Annotated in this window: 15 protein-coding genes; 5 read left to right on the top strand and 10 right to left on the bottom strand. The window is 65.0% G+C overall.

The features are described from left to right. Nucleotides 1–14: 14 nt before the first annotated feature. The 10 genes from CXR02_RS01470 to CXR02_RS01430 form a co-directional block, all read right to left on the bottom strand. The gene (locus CXR02_RS01470; protein WP_104060360.1) at nucleotides 15–1,511 is read right to left on the bottom strand and encodes a bifunctional phosphatase PAP2/diacylglycerol kinase family protein; all 1,497 of its coding nucleotides are present in this window, start codon (nucleotides 1,509–1,511) and stop codon (nucleotides 15–17) included. A gap of 29 nt (nucleotides 1,512–1,540) precedes the next feature. Further along, nucleotides 1,541–2,767, bottom strand: coding sequence for an MFS transporter (locus CXR02_RS01465; RefSeq protein ID WP_181037092.1), 1,227 nt, complete (start codon nucleotides 2,765–2,767; stop codon nucleotides 1,541–1,543). Beyond that, nucleotides 2,764–3,537, bottom strand: coding sequence for a DeoR/GlpR family DNA-binding transcription regulator (locus CXR02_RS01460; RefSeq protein WP_104060390.1), 774 nt, complete (start codon nucleotides 3,535–3,537; stop codon nucleotides 2,764–2,766). Before CXR02_RS01460 ends, CXR02_RS01465 begins: the two co-directional genes overlap by 4 nt. Before the next feature lie 146 nt (nucleotides 3,538–3,683). Further along, the gene (locus tag CXR02_RS01455; RefSeq protein ID WP_104060359.1) at nucleotides 3,684–5,366 is read right to left on the bottom strand and encodes an ABC-F family ATP-binding cassette domain-containing protein; all 1,683 of its coding nucleotides are present in this window, start codon (nucleotides 5,364–5,366) and stop codon (nucleotides 3,684–3,686) included. Nucleotides 5,367–5,467: 101 nt separating this feature from the next. Beyond that, nucleotides 5,468–7,456: a penicillin-binding transpeptidase domain-containing protein gene (locus tag CXR02_RS01450; protein WP_104060358.1), complete on the bottom strand. Its 1,989-nt coding sequence runs from the start codon at nucleotides 7,454–7,456 to the stop codon at nucleotides 5,468–5,470. Between the two features lie 60 nt (nucleotides 7,457–7,516). Next, nucleotides 7,517–8,956: an NAD(P)/FAD-dependent oxidoreductase gene (locus tag CXR02_RS01445; protein WP_104060357.1), complete on the bottom strand. Its 1,440-nt coding sequence runs from the start codon at nucleotides 8,954–8,956 to the stop codon at nucleotides 7,517–7,519. Continuing rightward, the gene (locus tag CXR02_RS01440) at nucleotides 8,949–10,415 is read right to left on the bottom strand and encodes a glycosyltransferase family 87 protein (protein WP_104060356.1); all 1,467 of its coding nucleotides are present in this window, start codon (nucleotides 10,413–10,415) and stop codon (nucleotides 8,949–8,951) included. Before CXR02_RS01440 ends, CXR02_RS01445 begins: the two co-directional genes overlap by 8 nt. 58 nt (nucleotides 10,416–10,473) lie before the next feature. Beyond that, nucleotides 10,474–10,623, bottom strand: a complete 150-nt coding sequence (locus CXR02_RS22250) for a hypothetical protein (protein WP_181037096.1) — start codon at nucleotides 10,621–10,623, stop codon at nucleotides 10,474–10,476. A 630-nt stretch (nucleotides 10,624–11,253) separates the two neighbouring features. Beyond that, nucleotides 11,254–11,838, bottom strand: coding sequence for a histidine phosphatase family protein (locus tag CXR02_RS01435; protein WP_104060355.1), 585 nt, complete (start codon nucleotides 11,836–11,838; stop codon nucleotides 11,254–11,256). Next, on the bottom strand, nucleotides 11,835–13,343 hold the full coding sequence (locus tag CXR02_RS01430; RefSeq protein WP_104060354.1) for a CCA tRNA nucleotidyltransferase: 1,509 nt from the start codon (nucleotides 13,341–13,343) through the stop codon (nucleotides 11,835–11,837). Before CXR02_RS01430 ends, CXR02_RS01435 begins: the two co-directional genes overlap by 4 nt. A gap of 159 nt (nucleotides 13,344–13,502) precedes the next feature. On the opposite strand from CXR02_RS01430, the gene CXR02_RS01425 reads away from it, so the two are divergent. From CXR02_RS01425 to trxA, 5 genes are all read left to right on the top strand, one after another. Then, nucleotides 13,503–14,051: an NUDIX hydrolase gene (locus tag CXR02_RS01425; RefSeq protein WP_258060655.1), complete on the top strand. Its 549-nt coding sequence runs from the start codon at nucleotides 13,503–13,505 to the stop codon at nucleotides 14,049–14,051. 92 nt (nucleotides 14,052–14,143) lie between these two features. Beyond that, nucleotides 14,144–16,252, top strand: coding sequence for a murein biosynthesis integral membrane protein MurJ (murJ, locus tag CXR02_RS01420; RefSeq protein ID WP_104060352.1), 2,109 nt, complete (start codon nucleotides 14,144–14,146; stop codon nucleotides 16,250–16,252). 181 nt (nucleotides 16,253–16,433) lie between these two features. Then, a complete protein-coding gene (locus tag CXR02_RS01415) occupies nucleotides 16,434–17,993 on the top strand; it encodes an ABC transporter substrate-binding protein (protein ID WP_104060351.1) in 1,560 nt (519 codons plus the stop codon). 249 nt (nucleotides 17,994–18,242) lie between these two features. Next, nucleotides 18,243–19,199 carry a thioredoxin-disulfide reductase gene (trxB, locus tag CXR02_RS01410; RefSeq protein ID WP_104060350.1) on the top strand — a complete coding sequence of 319 codons (957 nt, stop codon included), beginning with the start codon at nucleotides 18,243–18,245 and terminating at the stop codon, nucleotides 19,197–19,199. A 36-nt stretch (nucleotides 19,200–19,235) separates the two neighbouring features. Continuing rightward, nucleotides 19,236–19,562 carry a thioredoxin gene (gene trxA / locus CXR02_RS01405; protein WP_058930642.1) on the top strand — a complete coding sequence of 109 codons (327 nt, stop codon included), beginning with the start codon at nucleotides 19,236–19,238 and terminating at the stop codon, nucleotides 19,560–19,562. The last annotated feature ends 901 nt before the right edge of the window (nucleotides 19,563–20,463 follow it).

Genomic DNA, 20,463 nt, shown 5'->3' with positions numbered 1-20,463 from the left:
GAGGCGCAGCAGCCTTAGGTGCGGGGCGAATAGTAGGTCAAGGCACGCGGTTCCACCCGGATCCGGACGCTGCGCACGCCTGCCAGCGCCTCGCCGTCGACCGCCAGTGCCATGGGGGAGCCCTCCGACTCAATCCGGACCTCGGTAGCCTCCCTCAGATGGGTGATCCGGGACGTAGCCACCGTGCCGGTCAACACCGACCACAGGAGCCGGAGCCGGGCAAAGGATTCGTCGGCGGTGATCATGCGGACATCCAGGACGCCATCGTCCAGCACGGGCCGCGACAGGGGCGCGTGGTCCCGGGGGTAGTAGCGCCCGCGTCCGATGTACGCGATCCAGAGTTTGTGCCGGACGCCGTCCACGGTCAGGGTGATGGGTGTTCCCGCGGCGAAGGTCCGGAACATTGCCACCACGCCGGCCAGCGGTTTGCCGAGGGCCGGCTGCAGCTGCTCCCTCCGCCGGACCAGGTTGGGGTACAGGCCGATGCTGGCCGTGTTCAGCATGACCAGGTCAGCTGTTTCCGGGTTAACCGCCAGCCCGCGCTCCACGGTCACAATGCCGACGTCGGCCTGCGCGGCCTCACCGGCGGCAGCGGCTTCCACAGCGTCCTTCAGGGTGGCAGTCCCTGTGTCCCGCGCGAAGTGGTTGAGCGTGCCGCCCGGGAGCACCAGCAGTGGCAGGGAATGTTCGACGGCGGCTGCGGCGGCGGTGCCAACGGTACCGTCGCCGCCCCACACGCCCAGGGCACGGGTGTCCGGGTGGGAAGCGGTGGCCTGGATGGCCTCCTCAAGGCTCTCTCCCAGCTCGAATGTTCTTATATACGCCTTGGGGAATGCTTCCTGGAGCGCGCCTGCCGTTTGTTCCGTGAAGGAGCCGCCGAGGGTATTCACCACGATGCTGAGGCCTTCACCGCCCGGCAGCTCCGGGGCCTGGGTTGCGGTGCGCGATACTCCGGGAAAGGGTGGGCGGACGGGCCACCACTTCCGGGTCATCAGCGCCGCCCCTGCGCCGATCGCCGAACCGAAGAACACATCCGAGGGCCAGTGGGCCCCCGTGTGGACGCGAGAGTAGGCCACCCCCAGCGCCGCTGGCGCAAGTGCAGCACCGACAACCGGCTTGACCAGCCCCGCGCCGAGCGCGAAGGCGATAGCTGAGGCCGAATGCCCCGAGGGCATGGACGAACTGGTGGGCTGGGGATGGACGAACCGGAAAATTGGCAGATGTTCAGGGAGCGGGCGTGCCCGCGGCAACAGGGTCTTGAACACAACGTTGGTCACCGCCGATGCCACCGCTTGGGCGATCAGCCCGTGCAGGGCAGCCCGGCGGGGCTTGCCGGGGAAGGCAGCCATGATCGCCGCTGCCCCGATCCACAGTTTGCCGTGGGTGGCGGAGGCGGAGAGGCGCCGGAAAAACTCATCGTGGTTTCCACCCGGGAACGACGACACGCCGCGGACAAGGTGCCGGTCAAAGCGGCTGATCCAGCCCGGTCCCTTGCGCCACACTCTGTACATCTCCCCACCCTAATACCGGTGGGGTTCCCCTACTTGGAGGGCAGGGCCTTGGAGGACTGGGGCGCGGAGGCCAATGGCCTCGCGGCGCCGGCGAGGAGCAGGGCCACCAGGATCGGGGCCAGGATCGCGAGGAGCGCCAGGTGGATTCCCGTGAGGTCGCCCAGGTAGCCCAGCAACGGCGGGCCGGCGAGGAAGGAAACATACCCCAGGGTGGATACAACCGAAACCCTCGCGGCCGCATGCTTCGGGTCGTCGGCGGCCGCTGACATTCCCATGGGGAAGGCCAGCGCGGAGCCCACGCCCCACAGCGCAGCACCAACCCCGGCCAGCCAGATGTTCCCCGCGAGCACAAACAGGCACAGACCCGCCGTGGCCGCGGCCATGCTGGCCCGGAGCACTACGACGCGGCCGTAGATGTCGATCACGCGGCCGCCGAAGAGTCGCATCCCCGTCATTGCCAGGACAAACAAGGCGAACATCAGGGCACCTGTGGATTCCGAACTGCCCAGGCCGTCAACAGTGGCCTTGGCGATCCAGTCGTTTCCGGCGCCTTCGGTGAGGGTTGCACCCAGGACCACAACGCCGATCAGCAAGGTGCGGCCGTCACGCCAGGCCGATGGCCCCTTCACAGCCGTCGGTTCACCCTCGACCGGAGCGGCCTGGGCGGCGTGGGGGAGGAAATAGCGGGGCGCCACGAGGGCTACCACCACTACTACGCCGGCGATGACCAGCAGGTGCAGCGGCAGGCCAATACCGAGTGTCGAGAGGCCCGCACCGATCAGTGCCCCCACAAAGGCCCCGCCGCTGAAGGCCGCATGGAACTGCGGCATGATGGTGCGCCGAAGCTTGTGCTCGACGTCGGCTCCTTCAATATTTTGGGAAACGTCCCACAGCCCGACGCCAATGCCGAAGAAGAACAGCGAAACGGCAGTGCCCGGGATCGATTCCGCCGACAGGGAAAGGGCAATGCCCACCCCGGCCAGGGCTGACAGCAGGCCACCTGTGCGCACGGCATTGGCGGTGCCGATCTTCCCCACCACAAGTCCCGCCGTCGGAAGGGCGAGCAGGGAGCCGACGGCGATGCATAGCAGAAGCGTGCCCATCTGGCCGGAGGTCAGGTGCAGCGTCTCAGTGACGGCGGGGATCCTGGCGGCCCAGCTGGCAAAGACGAAGCCGTTGATTCCAAAGACCACAAAAGTGGCGGCGGCTGCTGCCCTGAGGGACGGTCCGGCCGTCGTGCTGGTGTTGATGCTCATGCTTTGACTACTTCCACCGAGAGCTTGTTGAGGTGTGCGAGTTCGTCCGCACTCAGGTCTTTGTCTGTGACTATCACGTGCACTGCGTCCAAGGGGGCAACCAGGGCCATCGCGGTGGCATTCCATTTGGCGCCGGCGCAGGCAACAATCACCCGCGCCGCGGATTCGAGTCCGGCCCGCTTCACTGCGGCGTCTTCCAAATCATGGGCCAGGAGACCGTCCCTGAGGTTCAGGGCGCAGGGGGTGACCACCGCCGTGTCGAAGCGCAGGGACCTGATGTTGGCTTCCGCGAGCGGGCCGCGGAAGGAGAGCTCGCCGGGAATCAGGCTTCCGCCAGGGAGCAGCAGGGCAGGACGTTGGCCGGCATGCGGGTCGTCGTCGGTGACCGTCGTCAGGGAGCGCATGGACATGGGCATCAGCGTCAGTTCGCGCCCACGGAGGACGCGGGCAATTTCCGTGGCTGTGGTGCCGCTGTCCAGCCACACGAGTTCGCGCTCTCCCAGCAGGCCTGCCACGGCGGCGGCGATCCTGGCCTTCACGGCCTGGTCTTCGAGTTCGCGCTGGCCGTAGCCGGGGTTTTCGCCGCCGGCAATAAGGCTCCTGGCACCGCCGTGGACCCTTCGAAGCACGCCATGCGATGCGAGCAGCTCAAGGTCCCGCCGGATGGTGGCGCCCGATGCGTCGCACGCGTGGGTCAGCTCTTCCACGGAGACCTCGGCCTGGTGGCGAAGCAGCTCCCCGATCAGGCGGTGCCGCTCTTCAGTCTTCATGCTCATATGATAGCAATTTTTGATCATATGAGCAGAGCACCACCCGACGCTCTCTCACTTAACGCAGGAAAATCACCAACGCTCTCTCACTTTCCTCAAGAAGGTGAGAGAGCGTCTGCCGAAAACCCGCAGGAAGTGAGAGAGCGTCAGCGGGCGCGCTCAACCCGCTTTTCGTCCCAGACGGGCTCGGGGGATTCGTAGACCCGGCCGTCGGAACCGAACACCAGGAACCGGTCGAAGGTGCGGGCGAACCAGCGGTCGTGGGTGACTGCCAGGACGGTTCCCTCGAAGTGGTCGATGGCCTTTTCCAGGGCCTCGGCCGAATGCAGGTCCAGGTTGTCCGTGGGCTCATCCAGCAGCAGGAGCGTGGCGCCCGAGAGCTGCAGCAGCAGGATCTGGAACCGCGCCTGCTGGCCGCCGGAGAGCGATTCGTACTTCTGCTCTGACTGCGACGCCAGGCCATAACCGTCCAATGCGCCGGCGGCGGCCTCGCGGCCCAGGCCGGACCGGTGCTCGTCGCCGCGGTGCAGGATCTCCAGCAGTGTCTTGCCCAGGAGGTCGGGCCGGACATGGGTCTGGGCGAAGAAGCCGGGCCGGATACGGGCGCCGAGTTTCACGGTCCCCTCGTGCGGCACTTCAGCAATATCGACGTCGGACACGGGAAGGTGCTCCCGTTCCGGGTCCGTCCCGCCCGTGGCGAGCAGGCGCAGGAAGTGGCTCTTGCCGGAGCCGTTGGAGCCGAGCACACCCACGCGGTCCCCGAACCACACCTCGGTGGAGAACGGCTTCATCAGCCCGGTCAGTTCCAGTTTCTCGGCCACAACTGCCCGCTTGGCGGTCCGACCACCCTTCAGGCGCATGCGCACGTTCTGCTCGATCGGCAGTGCTTCCGGCGGGCCGGCCTCGAGGAACTTGGCGAGGCGCGTCTGGGCGGCCTGGTAGCGGTTGGCCATGTCGGAGCGGAAGGCGGCCTTGTTTTTGTACATGTTGACGAGTTCCTTGAGCTTCACGTGCTCCTCGTCCCAGCGCTTGCGGAGCTCCTCGAAGCGGGCGTTCCGGTCAGCGCGGGCGTCCACGTAGGAGCCAAAGCCGCCGCCGTGCACCCAGGCGCCGGCTCCGTTGATGCCCGGCTCAAGGGTCACGATGCGGCCGGCGGCATTGTTGAGCAGCTCGCGGTCGTGGCTGATGAAGAAGACAGTCTTTTTGGACTCGTTGAGCTTGTCCTCAAGCCAGCGCTTGCCGGGCACATCGAGGTAGTTGTCCGGTTCGTCCAGGAGCAGGAGTTGGTCAGGTCCGGCAAACAGGGCCTCCAGCACCAGCCGCTTCTGCTCGCCGCCGGAAAGGCTCGACGCCGGGCGGTGCTGTGCGCGGTCAAAGGGCAGTCCCAGGGCGGCCATGCAGACCTCGTCCCAGACAGTCTCCACGTCATATCCGCCGGCATCTCCCCAGTCCACGATGGCCTGCGCGTACCGCATCTGGCTGGGCTCGTCGTCGTGCTCCACCATCGCGAGCTCGGCCTCGTCCACCTCCCTGGCCGCGGCGGCCAGGGCCGGCGGAGCGGCGGAGACCAGCAAATCGCGGACGGTGGAATCGTCCCTGACCTGGCCCACGAACTGGCGCATGATGCCCATGTTTCCGGAGCGCCCGATCACACCTTCGTCCGGTACAAGGTCGCCGGAAATGATCCGGAAGAGGGTGGTCTTGCCCGTGCCGTTGGGGCCGATCAGGGCGGTTTTGGTTCCATCCGGGACCTTGAAAGTCACGCCGTTGAGCAGTTGGGTGCCGTCGGAGAGGAAGTAGTCAATACCGGAAATATCTATGTGGGCCACGCCAACAATCTTCCCACGCCCGCCCTACCCGGGTTTTTGTCCAGATAATATGCCTTCGAGGCAGTTCTGCGCGCACTATCTGGACAAATAGTCGGGGGGCGCTAGCCGGCGGCAGTTAGGAACTGCTTGAGCAGCGGCCCGGATGTGGTGGCTCCGAGTCCGCCGTCCTCGACAAACACGGCCACGGCCAGGTCACCGTGGACGGCCACAATCCAGGCGTGCGTCTTGGGCGGGGTCTCCTTGCCGAACTCCGCCGTGCCGGTCTTGGCGCCCACCGGCGCGCCGGGAACTGTCGTCAGGAAGCCCGCGTGGCCGGACGTGACTACCGCCCGCATCATGTCGGACAGTGCCGCGGCCTCGGCGGCGGTGATGGGCTGGCCGGACGCCTTGGCCGGCGCTTCCGGCGTAACGGTCGACGACGGCGACGCGCCCTCCGCGGTCGTCCCGCCGGAGGTGTCTGCCGCGGCAGCCCCGGCGTCGGGGTTCAGGATCAGCTGCGGTGAGACGGGGGATCCCTTGCCCACGGAACCGGCCATGATGGCCGCTGCCAGCGGGGACAGGAGTACCTTGCCCTGGCCGATCATCGAGGCGGCATGTTCGGTGCCCGCAGCCTCGCCCGGAACGGACCCCAGGAAAGCCGCGGCGCCCAGCGCGGGGGCCTCCACCGCCACGCCCATGGCGACGGCGGCAGCCTCGAGCTGGGCCTGCGTCACAGTGTCGCGCGCAGCGATGAACGCCGTGTTGCACGAGTGGGCAAAGGCATCGCGGAGTGCTACGGACCCCAGCGACGTTTCCGGGTAACCTTCCGCGTTCTTGAACGTCCGGCCATCCACGGTAAGGGTGGGTGTGCATTCCACTTTCGAATCGGGCGTCAGGCCGTTGCGGAGCATGGCAAGCGAATCGACGATCTTGAAGGTTGACCCGGGCGCGTACTGGCCCAGCATGGCGGTGTTGTAGCCGTTGCTCCCCGGGCCTGAGGCCGCGGCCAGGACGGCCCCCGTGGAGGGGCGGAGCGCTACGATGGCCGACGCCGGACCTACACCGGCAAGGGTGCTCTCGGCGAGTGACTGGAGGTTCGGATCAAGGGTGGTTTTCAGTGGCGTGCCCGGTGTCGGGGCCATCTCGAAGACCACCCTGCGGGGATCCGTTCCGGCGGCCTGGATCTGTTCGCGGGTCAGGTCGGCCCGCTGGGCACGGATCACCACGGCGTCGGTGCCGCGGAGCTGCGCGTCGTACTGCTGCTGGAGCCCGCCGATGCCAGTCACGTCGCCAGCCGTCAGGACGCCGTCGGACGCCTCGATCTGCTCGGCCGTGGCCTCGCCGACGGTGCCGAGGACTGCCCTTGCGAATGTGCGGCTGGGTGCCAGCGGCTGGGCTTCCGGGATGGCGCGGGCACCGGGAATGGCCGTGATCTGCGCGTCCGTGACGGTGCGGCCCTCATCACGGAGAGTGATGGCCCGGACGAACGCCTCGGCACCGGAGGCCGCTACCTGTTGGGCGTAGGCGGCGGGATCCACACCCACCAGTTCGGCCAGTTTGGTGGCTGACGCGGCGGCGTCCGCGGATCCCAGAAGCAGTCTGTCGATCCCCACGTTGACCACGGGACGGTACGTGACCAGCTTCGCGTCACCCGCGCCCAGGATGTCGGCGCGTTGCGGCGACTGGGTGCCCTTGCTGAGGATTTCGCTGTCGGCGAGTCCGGGGACCAGGACTGCCGGGTTCCAGACCGCCAGCCATTTGTCCCCTGACTTCGTGAAATCTGCGGAGACCGTGTATTTCCACTCGCCGGTGCCGATTTTCCAGGTGTAGTTCAGCGGAACTGTTGCAGTGTCGCCGTCCAGGGTGAGATCACCGGCCGCCACTGTGGGCTTGTCCGGCTCCAGGGCCTTGAAAACGTCCTGGACCTGTTGCTTGGCCACCCCGGAGTCCTTGCCATCAAAGGCGACCGAGCCGACGTCGAGCGTGGAAAGAGCGGACGCAAACTGCTTGGCCGCGCTTTCGGCACCCCCTCTGCCGTCGTCGCAGGCAACCAAGGAGGCGCCGAGAATGAGTGCAGCTATGGCAAGCGATAGTTTCTTTGAGTTCCCCACGGCGCTATTATGCCCCGATTTGGAACGCGCTTGCTGTCAACCATTCCGTAGAGGCTCGGTTCAGAGGCCGAGCGAAGGGACCCCAAGACCAAATATGTCCTTCAGGGCATGTTTCGCGGCGAAGAACCCTGGCATGCCCGTTACCCCGGGGCCGGGCGGCGTCGAGGAGGAACAGAGATACACGCCGGGCACGGGCGTCCGCCATGGAACGCTGGAGACCACAGGGCGCTGGATAAGTCCGCGCACATCCATGATGCCGGCACTGAAGTCCCCGCCCACGTAGTTCCGGTTGTAGCTGGCCAGTTCCGCCGCAGTGGTCACCCGGGCCTGCATCACCACATCCCGGAACCCGGGCGCGAAGCGCTCCAGCTGCGCGGTGACGGCCTCGCCCATGTCGCGGGTTGATCCGGCAGGCACATGGCAGTATGCCCACAGGATCTGCCGGCCGGCCGGCGCCCGGCCCGTGTCGAACCTTGATGGCTGGGCCACCAGGACGTAAGGGCGTTCCGGGTGTTTCCCGGCGGATACTTCGTTCTCGGCACGGGCAAGTTCAGCACGCGTGCCGCCGACGTGCACCGTTCCGGCGTCCCCCAGTTCCTTTGCTGCCCACGGAACGGGTCCGGACAGGATGAAGTCCACTTTGCAGGAACCATTCCCATAGCGGAACGCCTCCAGGGCTTGCCGGTATCTGGCCGGGAGGCTGTCGCCTGCAATGTTCAGCAGGCCCCGTGGGGCCACGTCCAGCAGAGTGGCCCGCGCACCGCGGAGTTGTTGGAGGCTCTCGATCGTCGCCCCCGTACGGATCACCCCGCCGTGGGCACGGATGTCGGCCTCTAGCGCCGCCGCAATGGAGGCCGATCCGCCCAGCGGAATCGGCCAGCCTTGGGCGTGGGCCAGTGCGGTGAGCATGAGCCCGGCGCCTGCAGAGGCCAGCGAGGGCAGCTGCGAAACCGCATGGGCGGCCACGCCGCTGAGCAGTGCGGGCGCAAGGTCCTCGTGGAACCGCGCGTTCCACAGCCGCGATCCCTGCTCCAGTGTCCGCAGCCCGAAAAGCGCCGCCGCCAGGGGATCCCGGGGGATCCTCAGCAGCTGGTGCTGCGTCAGATCCATCACGCCGTCAATGCGGTCAACCAGCGGTCCAAGAAGCCGGCGGTAGGCGTCGCCGTCCCGGCCCAGGCCTTGGACCGTCCGTTCGAGGCTGTGATATCCGAGGGCCGCCCGTCCGCCGTCGAGCGGTGATCCGAACGAAAGCTCCGGGACCACCAGGTCTATCCGGCGTGCCAGCTCGAAGTCGCGGAAGAAGGGTGATGCCAGCGCCATGGGGTGCACGGCCGAGCAGATGTCATGGAGGTGCCCGGGCTGCATCAGTTCGGCGGTGCGTGTACCGCCTCCGATGGTGTCCGCCGCCTCGTGGACTTCGACGGAGAGGCCGGCGCGCGCCATTACGGCGGCTGCAGCCAGCCCGTTGGGTCCGGACCCGACGACGGCGACGTCAGGCATGGTGTTTAGCCCGCCAAGGGAGCACCGCGTGCGAGGGATGGCGGTGGCTGAACCGCAACCAGTCCGGGAGTCCGTCGAACGGCCCTCCCTGTGGATCATCGAGGTGATGGCGGCGGACGGGATCGTAGTCCGGATCGTAGATGTCCCATACAACCCGGAACATCAAATATGCCGTTGCAAGCATATGTGCTGCCACGGCCAGGACGTAGTAGGGCATGTCAATATTGTGCTGGGTCGGGCCCTGGCTGGCCACCTGGCCCAGGTACATCCAGACGGCTGCCCAGTGCAGGCCTTCAACGCCCTGCCAAATGAGAAAATCCCGCCACCGCGGCCGGGCCAGCGCCAACAGCGGGATGAGCCACAGGACATGCTGCGGCGAATAGACCTTGCTGGTCAGGACAAAAGCACCCACGATGAGGAACGCCAACTGGGCCAGCCGCGGCCGGCGTGCTGCTGTCAGCGCCACCGCGGCAATCATGGTGCAGGCCAGCAGGAACACAGCCAGCGCCAGCCAGTTGATGGTTGCGGGATCCAGCACCGGCCAGCGCAGCCGCCGGGCCACCAGGTTGTAGGCGAACCATAGGGACCCGTAGCCGGCTTCCCTCGTCTCGGTGAACCTGAAGAAGTACCCCCAGCCGGACGGATTGGCCGCCGCAACAGGCACGTTAATGGCCAGCCAGGCCGCTGCGCTGGCGCCTGCAGTAACCAGGAAACCGCGGATCCGCCCGGTCCGCAGGGCCAGCAGCAGAACGGCTCCAAGAATCAGGGCGGCATACGGCTTCGTCGCTGTGGCGAAGCCGATCAGGGTGCCGGCGAGGACCAACTTTTCCCGCGAAAAACACAGCATGCCCAGCGCCAACAACGCCACGGCCCACATGTCCCAGTTGATGGTTCCGGCCAGCACGATGCCAGGTGCCAGCGCCGCCATGGCCGCATCCCAGGGGCGCCGCTGTGACATCCGGGCCGTAGCCAGCACGGTGACAATCCATACGGCTGCAACCAGAGTGGCATTAACGTCGAAGTAGCCAAGAATCCGCGCGTCACTGATGCCCTGGCCCGGGACCATCCAGGCAGTCACCCCGGCAATGAGTCCCATCAGGACGGGGTCTTCAAAGAGAGATCCGGGGCTCAGGACCGGGAACGTGCCGTCCCCCAGGCCCCGGTTGCGGAAGAATTCCGGGAAGTCGGAATAGCACGTGGAATAGAACTGGCCGGGGCTCGACCAGCCGTTGGCCCGGCAGTAGCCCTTGATGGCGAGGCCGGCTAGCGCCGCGACGACGGTCAAGATGATCAGGACACGTTCCACGGTAAAAACGCCGGGGGAGACGAGGCCGGGCGCCGACCGGGCACCCATCGGCCCGCCGATCAGTTCCGTGAAGTTCTTCAGCAGCAGGTCGCTGCGGCTCGGAACAACCAGGCGGGCGCGCCGTGGGTGCGCCGGTGGCTTCGTCTCCTGCATGTCTGAGAGCTTACCCGGGACCTGCCTGCCGGACCCCGGACCGGATCCGGCCCTCGGATCAGTTCATGCCGCCCATCTGCTGGTGCAACAGGACGAAAACGTCCTCGCGTTGCCGGTCCAGGAGCTTCCCGTTGAATTCCCGGCGGTCATCTCGGACAGACCGGTCATCCCGGACAGACCTCCGCAGGAAGAATAGTGCGTTCTTCATTCTTTTGATCATGGTGGTCACCTCCTTTCGGCGTGTAATTGGGCATGACAAATAGAGCCATTTAATGTCGAAGCAATAACGGCATAATTAGGCAGGGAAATGCCCGGCGGTTATGAATAGATCGCAAATGCGAAGACGGACCCGTGTTCCAGCGGCTGTGCAGACCCCAACAAAGAAGCTTGAGTTCCGAACTATGGGGATGCCGCGTCGCCGCGAGGACCAGCCGTGAAGCTGCGCCGACAGGAGACTTCCAGCAGGCGTCGCCTGAGGCGAGCCACTAGCGCGAGCCATCCGGGAAGGAAGTGGCCTGGATACACCTCATTGCAAGTGAAGCCGCCGCGGGGGCGGGATCAGTTGCAGGAAGGTTGGGAGGCAGACACTCCGTTAAGACGGCGCGCAAAAGCAGCAGAGGCCGGGTTCGCGGTGATTGTCATCTTCCATCCGCTAGTCAAAGTAATCATTTTTCCCAACCTCCTTTTCCGTTATGCCGCTGCCTCGGCTGACTAGCCGGACAACGCGCGCCGCGACCCCGGCAAAGACGCTCTGGGGTCAGGAATAAAATTACCCTACAAATAGAGCAATGCGCCACTTAATTCACAAAGTTTTTCAAGAAAGTTTATGAATGCGCCTTTAGAGTCCCCAGCGGACAATGGCCGGGGTCCGCTTATCCCAGCCGAGCGTGCAGACTTTCGCGGTTCCCAGGATGAAATGGCGGCCTTCGGCGGGCGGCAGTTCCAGCCAGCGCGCGGTGAGGATCCGGGAGAAGTGCCCGTGCGCCACGATCAGCACGTTGTCCAGCCCGGATTCCAGCACGCGGGCCACAATCTTGTCGGCGCGGGCAGCCACTTCGTCCAGGGATTCGCCGTTGGGCACACCATGGGTCCAGATCAGGTAGTCCGGGTTGTCCTTGCGGATCAGGTCCGAGCTGATGCCCTCATAGTCGCCGTAGTTCCATTCCACGGCCAGCGGCTCATGCTGCGCATCAGGGTAACCTGCCAGCTCGGCTGTGCGCCGGGCGCGGCGCAGCGGCGACGTGAGCACGAGGTCGAAATCCACCTGGTCCAGCACCTTGCGGGCCTCCACGGCCTGCTGCTCGCCTTCCACGGTCAGGGGCAGGTCGGTGAGCCCGGTGTACTGCCCGCTCTTGGACCACTCGGTCTCACCGTGGCGCAGGATCCAGAGCTGGGGGCGGGGCGCGGTCATCGGGTCAGTCATTTTGACTCCTCATTCGGGGAAGGTTCGACGGCGGCGGGAGCGTCTGGTGACTCCGGAACCGGGGGTGCTGCCTCGGGCTGTCGTGCCCACCAGGCGCGCAGCCTGGCCTCGGCGTCCTCCGGCTGCAGCGGTCCGTGCTCCATCCGTTCCTCGAGCAGGTACTTGTAGGCACGGCCCACTACGGGTCCGGGTTTGAGGTTCAGGAGGGCCATGATCTTGGCGCCGTCCAGGTCGGGACGGACCGCGTCAAGGGACTCCTGCTCGCGCAGTACGGCGATCCGGTCTTGCAGGTCGTCGTAGGCGAAGGCGAGCCGTTCAGCTTTCCGCTGGTTGCGGGTGGTGACGTCCGAGCGGGTCAGCCGGTGCAGCCGTTCGAGGAGCGGGCCGGCGTCCGTGACGTACCGGCGGACGGCCGAGTCGCTCCAGCCGGCGTCACCATAGCCGTAGAACCGCATATGCAGCTCCACCAGCCGGGCCACGGCCTTGATGGTGTCATTGTCGAACCGCAGGGTCTTCATCCGCTTGGCCGTGAGCTTGGACCCCACCATGTCGTGGTGGCGGAAGCTGACCGCGCCGCCCGGTTCAAAACGCCGCGTAGCCGGCTTGCCGACGTCGTGCATCAGCGCTGCGAACCGCAGCACAAAATCGGGGGCCGGCACGGCGCCGTCGGCATCCGTTTCCAGGGCGGCGGCCTGTTCCAAAACCTGAAGGGAGTGCTGGTAGACGTCCTTGTGGCGGTGGTGCTCGTCGGATTCCAGCCGGAGCGCGGACACCTCAGGCAGCACAAACTCGGCGAGGCCGGTGTCCACCAGTAGGTCCACACCGACCCGGGGGTACGCACCGCAGATGAGCTTGACCAACTCATCACGGACCCGTTCAGCCGAGATGATCTTGATCCTCTCGGCCATCTGGGTCATGGCCAGCCGCACATCGTCGTGCACGGAAATACCCAGCTGCGATGCGAACCGGGCAGCGCGCATCATGCGGAGGGGATCATCGGAGAAGGAGGCCTCGGGTGAACCGGGCGTCGCCAGGACAGAGGCGCTGAGGTCCCGTACGCCGCCGAACGGATCTATAAGTTCAAGGGAGGGCAGCCGCAGCGCCATGGCGTTGATGGTGAAGTCGCGGCGCAGGAGATCGTCGGTGAGTGACGTGCCGAATGCCACCACGGGTTTGCGCGACTCCGGATCGTATGCCTCGGCGCGGTAAGTGGTGATCTCGATCTGGAAGCCGGCTTTCCGCATGCCGATCGTCCCGAACGCGCGGCCGATCTCCCAGAAGTTGTCCGCCCATTTCTTGATCAGGGCAACTGTCTGGTCCGGGCTGGCGTCGGTGGTGAAGTCGAGGTCCGGCGAGGTGCGTCCCAGGAAAAGATCCCGTACCGGACCGCCCACCAGGGACAGCTCGTGGCCGGCGTCGACAAAGCGCTGCCCGAGCTCCATGACCACCGGGTCCACCTGGAAATCGACGGTGTTGGAATCAATCTTGTGATGTGCGTGCGCCATAGTTACTTAAGCTTGTCAGAAACCAGCGGCTTGGCAGGCCAAAATCTCCTCAAGATCGCGCCTAATCGCCTACAGCCCCTCAAAGTGCGTCATACGCAGTCCACTTTGATGTCATGTTCAGGTCATCATGATCGGACAAGAGTCGTTAGAGTGGACTCCATGGCCCATCCCGTACCGAGCGCTCCCGGCAGGAGGACAAACGCACCGTTGCCGTCGGCAATTGGTGCCCACGTCGCGCCTGTCTTGCACTCGGCCCCGGCCTCGCTGCCTACGGTGGAGGAAATTTCCGCCGGCGGCGTTGTGGTGGACACGTCCGACGGCGAACTAAGGGTTGCGATCATCGCCCGCCTTAACAGGGGCGGACGGCTGGAGTGGTGCCTGCCCAAGGGCCATCCTGAAGGCAAAGAAGACAACGAGCAGGCAGCAGTCCGCGAGATTGCCGAGGAAACCGGCATCGAGGGCGACATCCTGGCACCGCTGGGCAGCATCGACTACTGGTTCACTGTCAGCGGGCACCGCGTGCACAAGACCGTGCACCACTATCTGCTGCGCGCCACCGGCGGCGAACTCACTATCGAAAACGATCCGGACCACGAAGCCGTGGACGTCGCCTGGGTCCCCATCAAGGAACTCGCACGGAAGCTTTCGTTCCCCAATGAGCGCCGCATCGCGGATCTGGCCCGGGACGTCCTGCCCGAACACATCTAAGGCTGCGTCCGCCGGAGCTGCATGTATGCCTGCTCCGGCATACAGCCTGTCCGTTGCGGTACAAACAGCATCCGGGTGAGACGATGAACTCGATGTCAGCTACCAATCCCCCCTCCGATAAAGCAGGCCGCGCCGCCCCGAGCGAAACCTCGAGTGAAACCCGGTCCAGCGCCATCATGGCTGCTGGCACCCTGGTATCCCGGTTCCTGGGCTTCGGCAAGACCTGGATGCTGGGTGCCGCGCTGGGCCTCGGCTCTACGGTTAACGACACGTTTATCAACGCCAACAACCTGCCCAACCTGATCTTCCTGCTGGTGGCCGGTGGTGTCTTCAACGCCGTGCTGGTGCCGCAGATCATCAAGGCGAGCAAGGCCCCGGACAGGGGAGCGGACTACATCAGCCGGCTGCTGACGCTGGCCGTGCTCCTGCTACTGGGCCTCACCGCGCTGGTCACGCTCGCTGCTCCGTGGGTCATCGAATTGACCACCCAGGGCTATTCGCCGCAGCAGAAGGCCCTGGCAGTCGCGTTCGCCTTCTGGTGCCTGCCCCAGATCTTCTTCTACGGCCTCTACGCGCTGCTGACACAGGTCCTCAACGCCAACGGTGCGTTCGGGCCTGCCATGTGGGCCCCCATCATGAACAACCTGGTGGCCATTGGCGGCCTGGGCATGTTCATCTGGATCTTCGGCGAGAACCGCATGAACCCGCACACGCTGGACAACTGGGGCCCGTCCCAGACCCTGCTTGTGGCCGGCTTCTCAACCATAGGCGTGGTGGCCCAGACAGCCATCCTGCTGATCCCGGTGATCCGCCTGCGGCTGGGTCTCCGGCCCCGGTTTGGCTGGCGCGGAGTGGGCCTTGGCCAGGCCGCTAGGCTGAGCGTTTGGACGCTCCTGACGGCCGCCGTGGGGCAGTTGGCGTTCCTGTATGTCATGCGCATCGCCACAATTCCCGGTGCTGAGCGCCTCCGGCTGAAGGAAGCGGGGGATCCGGCGGCAGAGATGCTGCCCGGCAACGCCGTCCTGGAGGTGGCCAGCCAGCTGTACCTGCTGCCGCACTCGATCATCGCGCTCTCCCTCGCCACGGTCCTCTTTAACCGGATGACCCGTGCCTCGCAGGATGGCAACCGTGCTGAACTCCGCGACGCCCTCTCGCACGGCCTCCGCACCATGGCTGTGGCCACCGTCTTTGGCGCGCTGGCGCTCTTTGCGCTGGCCGGGCCGCTGGGTATGTTCTTCTCCGGTGGCCTGAGCCAGGACGGCGTGATGCTGGCCCAGACGCTCACCATCCTCGCGCTGAGCACCCCGTTCATGAGCGCCAACTTCATGATGTCGCGGGTTTTCTACGCCAACGAAGACGCCCGCACGCCCTTCAATATCCAGCTGCTGCTTGCCCTGGTCTACGTGGCCGGTGCTTTTGGGATCCAGTTCCTGCCGGTGGGCCAGATCATTTACGCCATCGCCCTGCTGTACATGGTGGGCAACATCCTCTCGGTGATCATCAGCGCTTTCTTCCTGCGCCGGCTGCTGGGCCACCTCGACGGGCCGCGGATCGCCAACTCGTATATCCGAATGGGCTATGCGGCGCTCGGTTCCGCGATCGCGGGCGCCGGGGCCTTGTGGCTGATGGGCAGCTACAGCGCGGACGGCTTCGCCTGGAAGGACCGGCTCGCCGCCCTGATCACCGTCATTGTGGTCGGACCCATCATGCTGGTCGCCTATGTCTTCCTGCTGAAGGTCTTCCACGTCGCCGAACTCGGCGACCTCTTGCGTCCTCTGTTGGGACGCCTGGGGCGCGGTACCGGTCCATCGGGCGGCACCGGGGGAACGCCGTCGTCGGCTGCGGATGCCGACGTTTCCGGAACGGAACGTCCGACGCCGGAACGCGCCACAGTCTCTGTGGACACCGGCCTGATTCCCCGGATCTCCGGCGAATTCGACGCCGTGTCGTTCCGCGCAGGTCCCGTACCGGAACGCCAGGCAGCGCCTACGGCGCCAGCTGACGGCGCACAAGGGGAAGCTGAAGCAGTGGCTAACGGGGGCACAGAAACCGCCGCGGGATACCTTCCCGCAGAGGACGTGCCCGGCACAGCGCGGGGCGGGCTGCTGCGCGACGAGATTCCCCTTCCCGGCCGGCGCACGTTCCAGGGCCAGGCCGGACAGAACCCCCATTTCAGGCCACGCCGGCCTCGAAAAAAGTGATCTTTGCGCGGTTTTTGGTTGCCTGTCGACCACGGCGGCCATAGCCGATCGGCTAGGATCGACAGTGAACAGGGGTAGTTGCAGGCAAGCGCAGACCGGCTCGCCGGCTGGCTTTTGGCCGGTTTCTGACCGGCGGTGGCATCATCTACGCCGGCATTCCCGGACAGTCTAGGAGGAACACGTGTCCCACCCGATCGACGTTGGATCAGTACTCGGCGGCCGCTACAAGGTCACAGCCACGGTATTGACCTCACACGACCAGGATCTGGTGCTGGACGGGGTGGACCAGGTTCTCAACCGACCGGTCAGCATTCTGGTCGCCGGCCCGGACAACACCGAACAGGTGGCCCAGAGCGCCCGCGAGGTGGCTACCGGGGAGCGCCCGGGTAACGTGCAGGTCCTGGACCTTGGTGTCACTGAGGCCACCACGTACCTCATCACCAACCACACGTCCGCGGCAGACCTGTTGGACCTCGTGGTTGCCTCCGACGCGCCTTACGTCGAGCCGTTCTTCACGGATACCCTGGGCAGCGAAATTTTCGGCCAGGTGCGTTCACACGAACCTGAACCGTACGACGACGAAGAGAACGTCGACGCCGGATATATCAACTATTCGGACAATCACCCCAGCCAGGTTGACCCATTCCGGTCTGCCGCACCGGTTGCTCCGCCGTTTGTACCCCCGGTTGTTCCGGCCCGTCCGCCGCTCCGCCCGGCGGTCCGTCCCACGTCGGGGCCTGCCAAGGCCGGGGCCGTTGGAGCAGGGGCCGCCGCTGCTGACACCCCTGCCGCACATCAGCACGTCACTGCGCCGCAACCAGTGCAGGCTGCGGAGAACCGGCCAGTTTCCGGACCGGCCGAGCCCAAGGCAGGTGCCGGATCCGATTCGCCCAAGGTCTCCCTGTGGTCTGAGGACGACTATTCCAACGGCTCCCAGGACGCAGCCTACGACGAACCCGTGGCCTCCCGAGCGCCGGAACGCTCCGATCGCGCAGCGGGCGCCTTCCCGTCGGTTGCCCGGAAAGTGTCTCCGGCGGCCGCAGTACCGCCTTCCGGCGGGACGGATGACTATTACGACGACGACGAGCCCGAGCGTGAGCCCCGCTCCATGCGCTGGCTGGTGGGCGGGCTGCTTGCCGTGGTGCTGATTGCCGGGCTGGTCTTTGCGGTCACCAACCTGGGCAGTCTATTCAAATCTGGCCCCCAGGCCGCCCCATCCACCACGTCGACGGGCTCCACGTTGCCAAACTCCGGGTCGGCTTCCCCGAACCCGAGCTCCGCACCTCCGGCGGCACCGCCTGCCATCGACAGCATCACCCGCCAGGGGGATTTTGACTTCGCAGGCACCTACGACGTGGATCTTGTGAAGGCGTTTGACGGCAACGCAGCCAGCTACTGGTCAGACATGGAATTTGCCACCGAGGGCTGGGGCGGCCTCGCAACCGATGGCGTGCCCTTATACGTCAAGCTGAAGAATCCGGCGAAGGTTTCATCCATCACCCTGACTCAGCTCGGAGCCTCCGGCGGCAATCTCAGTGTCTTCACCAATGACCGCCCGTCACTGGACGGAGCCAAACTGGTGGGGACCAACAGCTTCACGTCAACAGATCTGACCATGCCACTGGCCGAGCCGGTGGAGGCACAGTATGTGATCGTGTCCATCAAGACGCTTCCCAAGCTGGCCGCCCCGAAGACCCGCTATGGCTTTGGCATCCGGCTGGCGGAGATCAAGATCCAGTAGGACCACACCTGCGTCGTACCCGTTGAGCCGCGGCTGTTCTGCCCGGAGCATTGCTCCGCAGTAACAGACGCGGCTCAGCTGTTTTCAGACGGTAATCTGGTAGGGCGTCCCGTCCACGTGACGGGGTTATGGCCGCTGATGGTTCCTACGTTCGCGCGGCGCCCGGAATATTCACCACCTAGATTCAGTTGTGCCATGTGGCCGGCCGCAAAAGCCGGCGCATCGACTAAGGAAGAGGTTCACCGTTCAGTGAGCAACGCAGAAAACACCGCGTCCGAAGTACGTGATGTCATCATCGTCGGCTCGGGCCCGGCCGGATACACGGCCGCTGTCTACACGGCGCGCGCCAACCTGAAGCCCTTGCTTCTGGCCGGATCAGTTACCGCCGGCGGCGAACTGATGAACACCACCGATGTCGAAAACTACCCTGGCTTCCCCGAAGGCATCATGGGGCCGGACCTCATGGAGAACTTCGAGAAGCAGGCAGCCCGGTTCGGAACGGAAATCCAGTTCGAGGACGTCACAGCACTGGACCTCGACGGCGACATCAAGACTGTCACCATCGGCAACGGCGAGACCTTCCGTGCGCGGGCCATCATCCTATCCACCGGATCTGCTTACCGTGAGCTGGGCCTCCCGAACGAAAAGCGCCTCTCCGGCCACGGCGTCAGCTGGTGTGCAACCTGCGATGGTTTCTTTTTCAAGGACCAGGACATTGCGGTCATCGGCGGAGGAGACTCGGCCATGGAAGAAGCCCTCTTCCTGACCAAGTTCGCCAAGTCCGTCACCGTTGTGCACCGCCGCGACACACTCAAGGCTTCCAAGATCATGGCAGACCGCGCCCTGGCCCACGACAAGATTTCGTTCATCTGGAACAGCTCCGTTGACGACGTCATCGGAACGGACAAAGTCACCGGGCTCAAGATCAAGAACCTGAAGGACGGCACCGTGTCCGACCTCTCCGTCACCGGCGTCTTCGTCGCCATCGGAAACGACCCCCGCACCGACCTGGTCAAGGACTCCCTGGAGATCACTGCGGCCGGTACCATCGCCGTCGAGGGCCGGAGTTCCAAGACCAGCATCCCTGGCGTCTTCGCCGCCGGAGATGTTGTTGATCCCACCTACCGTCAGGCCATCACGGCCTCCGGTTCCGGGTGTGTAGCCGCGATCGATGTGGAACACTACCTCGCAGACCTTCACGCGTAACTCCGCGTACCGCCGTTCGAAGAGAGAGACAAGGTTATGAGCAACGCTAAAGACGTAACAGATGCAAGTTTTGCTGCGGACGTACTGTCAGCCGACAAGCCAGTAATTGTGGACTTCTGGGCTGAATGGTGCGGCCCCTGCCGCAAGCTGGGACCCATCCTCGACGAGATCTCGGTCGAATACAGCGAGAAGGTTAATGTCGTCAAGCTCAACGTCGACGACAACCCCGCCATCGCCGCCGAGTACGGAATCACGTCCATCCCCGCCGTTTACCTATTCCAGGACGGCCAGGTGAAGAGCACTGTTATCGGTGCGAGGCCGAAGCAGTTCTTCGAAAAGGAATTTGCGGACGTCCTGTCCTAATCAGGTAGGGGACTTCTGTCCCGTATGACCAGTGACACCGGCCTGTGGCCACTGCTTCCATGAAGCGGTGGCCACGCGTCTTTAAGACCGAGCCCGTCGAAGCACAACCACATTGCATCAACCTTCATTCGTTTCCTAACTTCACTGATTGCTCAGAGTCGCTCCTGGGGATCCGGTCCAGGGATGACGGTCTTACCTATGAGGGCTAGTGGGCCGCGAACTCCGGTCAGACGTCCCTGCCGCCATCCTGGAGTTCGCCTTTCCGGCTTCGGATTCTTGTTTCACGTGAAACATTGGCGATCGAGTGCAGAGCCTGTTACGCCTGGCCTCGCGGACGTGAGGGAAACGTACGACAATGTGGGACACTTCGCGCGGACGTGCGGTCATCCGCGACGTGCGGTCTTCGCTGGCTTCGGCCCGCGAGTTGCGGTCAGAAGGCATAGGTTCGCCGACGGCAGGCAGAGGGTTCCCGGATTCCAGTTCGCTACGAAATTCGTATTCCCGCCGACGCAGGCCCGAGCGCACTGTTTCACGTGAAACATTGGCGATCGCGAAGCATGGATTCATGTGAAACATCGGCGATTCGCCAAGCCAAACGGCGTACGGTGTGGCCACGCTCGCGGGTCGGGCGAAACTTCTTCGTCGTCAGTGCATGCTGATCCTTACATCCGAGTGCCCTTGCCGCACGACAATGCTGCAGCGATCCAGTCCGACATACCTGAATTTAGTTGAGTTCAGTTCCGCTCACGGCGGTAAATCAATCTACCCAGCTTCGAGTTTCGTGACGATCATACTCTGCACTGATGCGTACCCCGCGCTATGTTTCACGTGAAACACTGCCGAGGCTTGCGTGAGTCTGCTCCCTCCAGCCACTAGTGCCCGCCCGACGGCACTTCGAGCC

It is taken from the genome of Arthrobacter sp. 4R501, assembly GCF_002929755.1.
Lineage (GTDB): Bacteria > Actinomycetota > Actinomycetes > Actinomycetales > Micrococcaceae > Arthrobacter.
The sequence above is the reverse complement of the archived record's forward strand: the minus strand, read 5'-3'. Positions and strand labels throughout refer to the sequence as shown.

Coding starts and splice junctions, on each gene's coding strand:
- CXR02_RS22250 (WP_181037096.1), bottom strand. CDS start 10,623: ATGAAGAACGCACTATTCTTCCTGCGGAGGTCTGTCCGGGATGACCGG.
- CXR02_RS01465 (WP_181037092.1), bottom strand. CDS start 2,767: ATGAGCATCAACACCAGCACGACGGCCGGACCGTCCCTCAGGGCAGCA.
- CXR02_RS01445 (WP_104060357.1), bottom strand. CDS start 8,956: ATGCCTGACGTCGCCGTCGTCGGGTCCGGACCCAACGGGCTGGCTGCA.
- CXR02_RS01470 (WP_104060360.1), bottom strand. CDS start 1,511: ATGTACAGAGTGTGGCGCAAGGGACCGGGCTGGATCAGCCGCTTTGAC.
- CXR02_RS01425 (WP_258060655.1), top strand. CDS start 13,503: ATGGCCCATCCCGTACCGAGCGCTCCCGGCAGGAGGACAAACGCACCG.
- CXR02_RS01430 (WP_104060354.1), bottom strand. CDS start 13,343: ATGGCGCACGCACATCACAAGATTGATTCCAACACCGTCGATTTCCAG.
- CXR02_RS01460 (WP_104060390.1), bottom strand. CDS start 3,537: ATGAAGACTGAAGAGCGGCACCGCCTGATCGGGGAGCTGCTTCGCCAC.
- trxA (WP_058930642.1), top strand. CDS start 19,236: ATGAGCAACGCTAAAGACGTAACAGATGCAAGTTTTGCTGCGGACGTA.
- CXR02_RS01440 (WP_104060356.1), bottom strand. CDS start 10,415: ATGCAGGAGACGAAGCCACCGGCGCACCCACGGCGCGCCCGCCTGGTT.
- CXR02_RS01435 (WP_104060355.1), bottom strand. CDS start 11,838: ATGACTGACCCGATGACCGCGCCCCGCCCCCAGCTCTGGATCCTGCGC.
- murJ (WP_104060352.1), top strand. CDS start 14,144: ATGTCAGCTACCAATCCCCCCTCCGATAAAGCAGGCCGCGCCGCCCCG.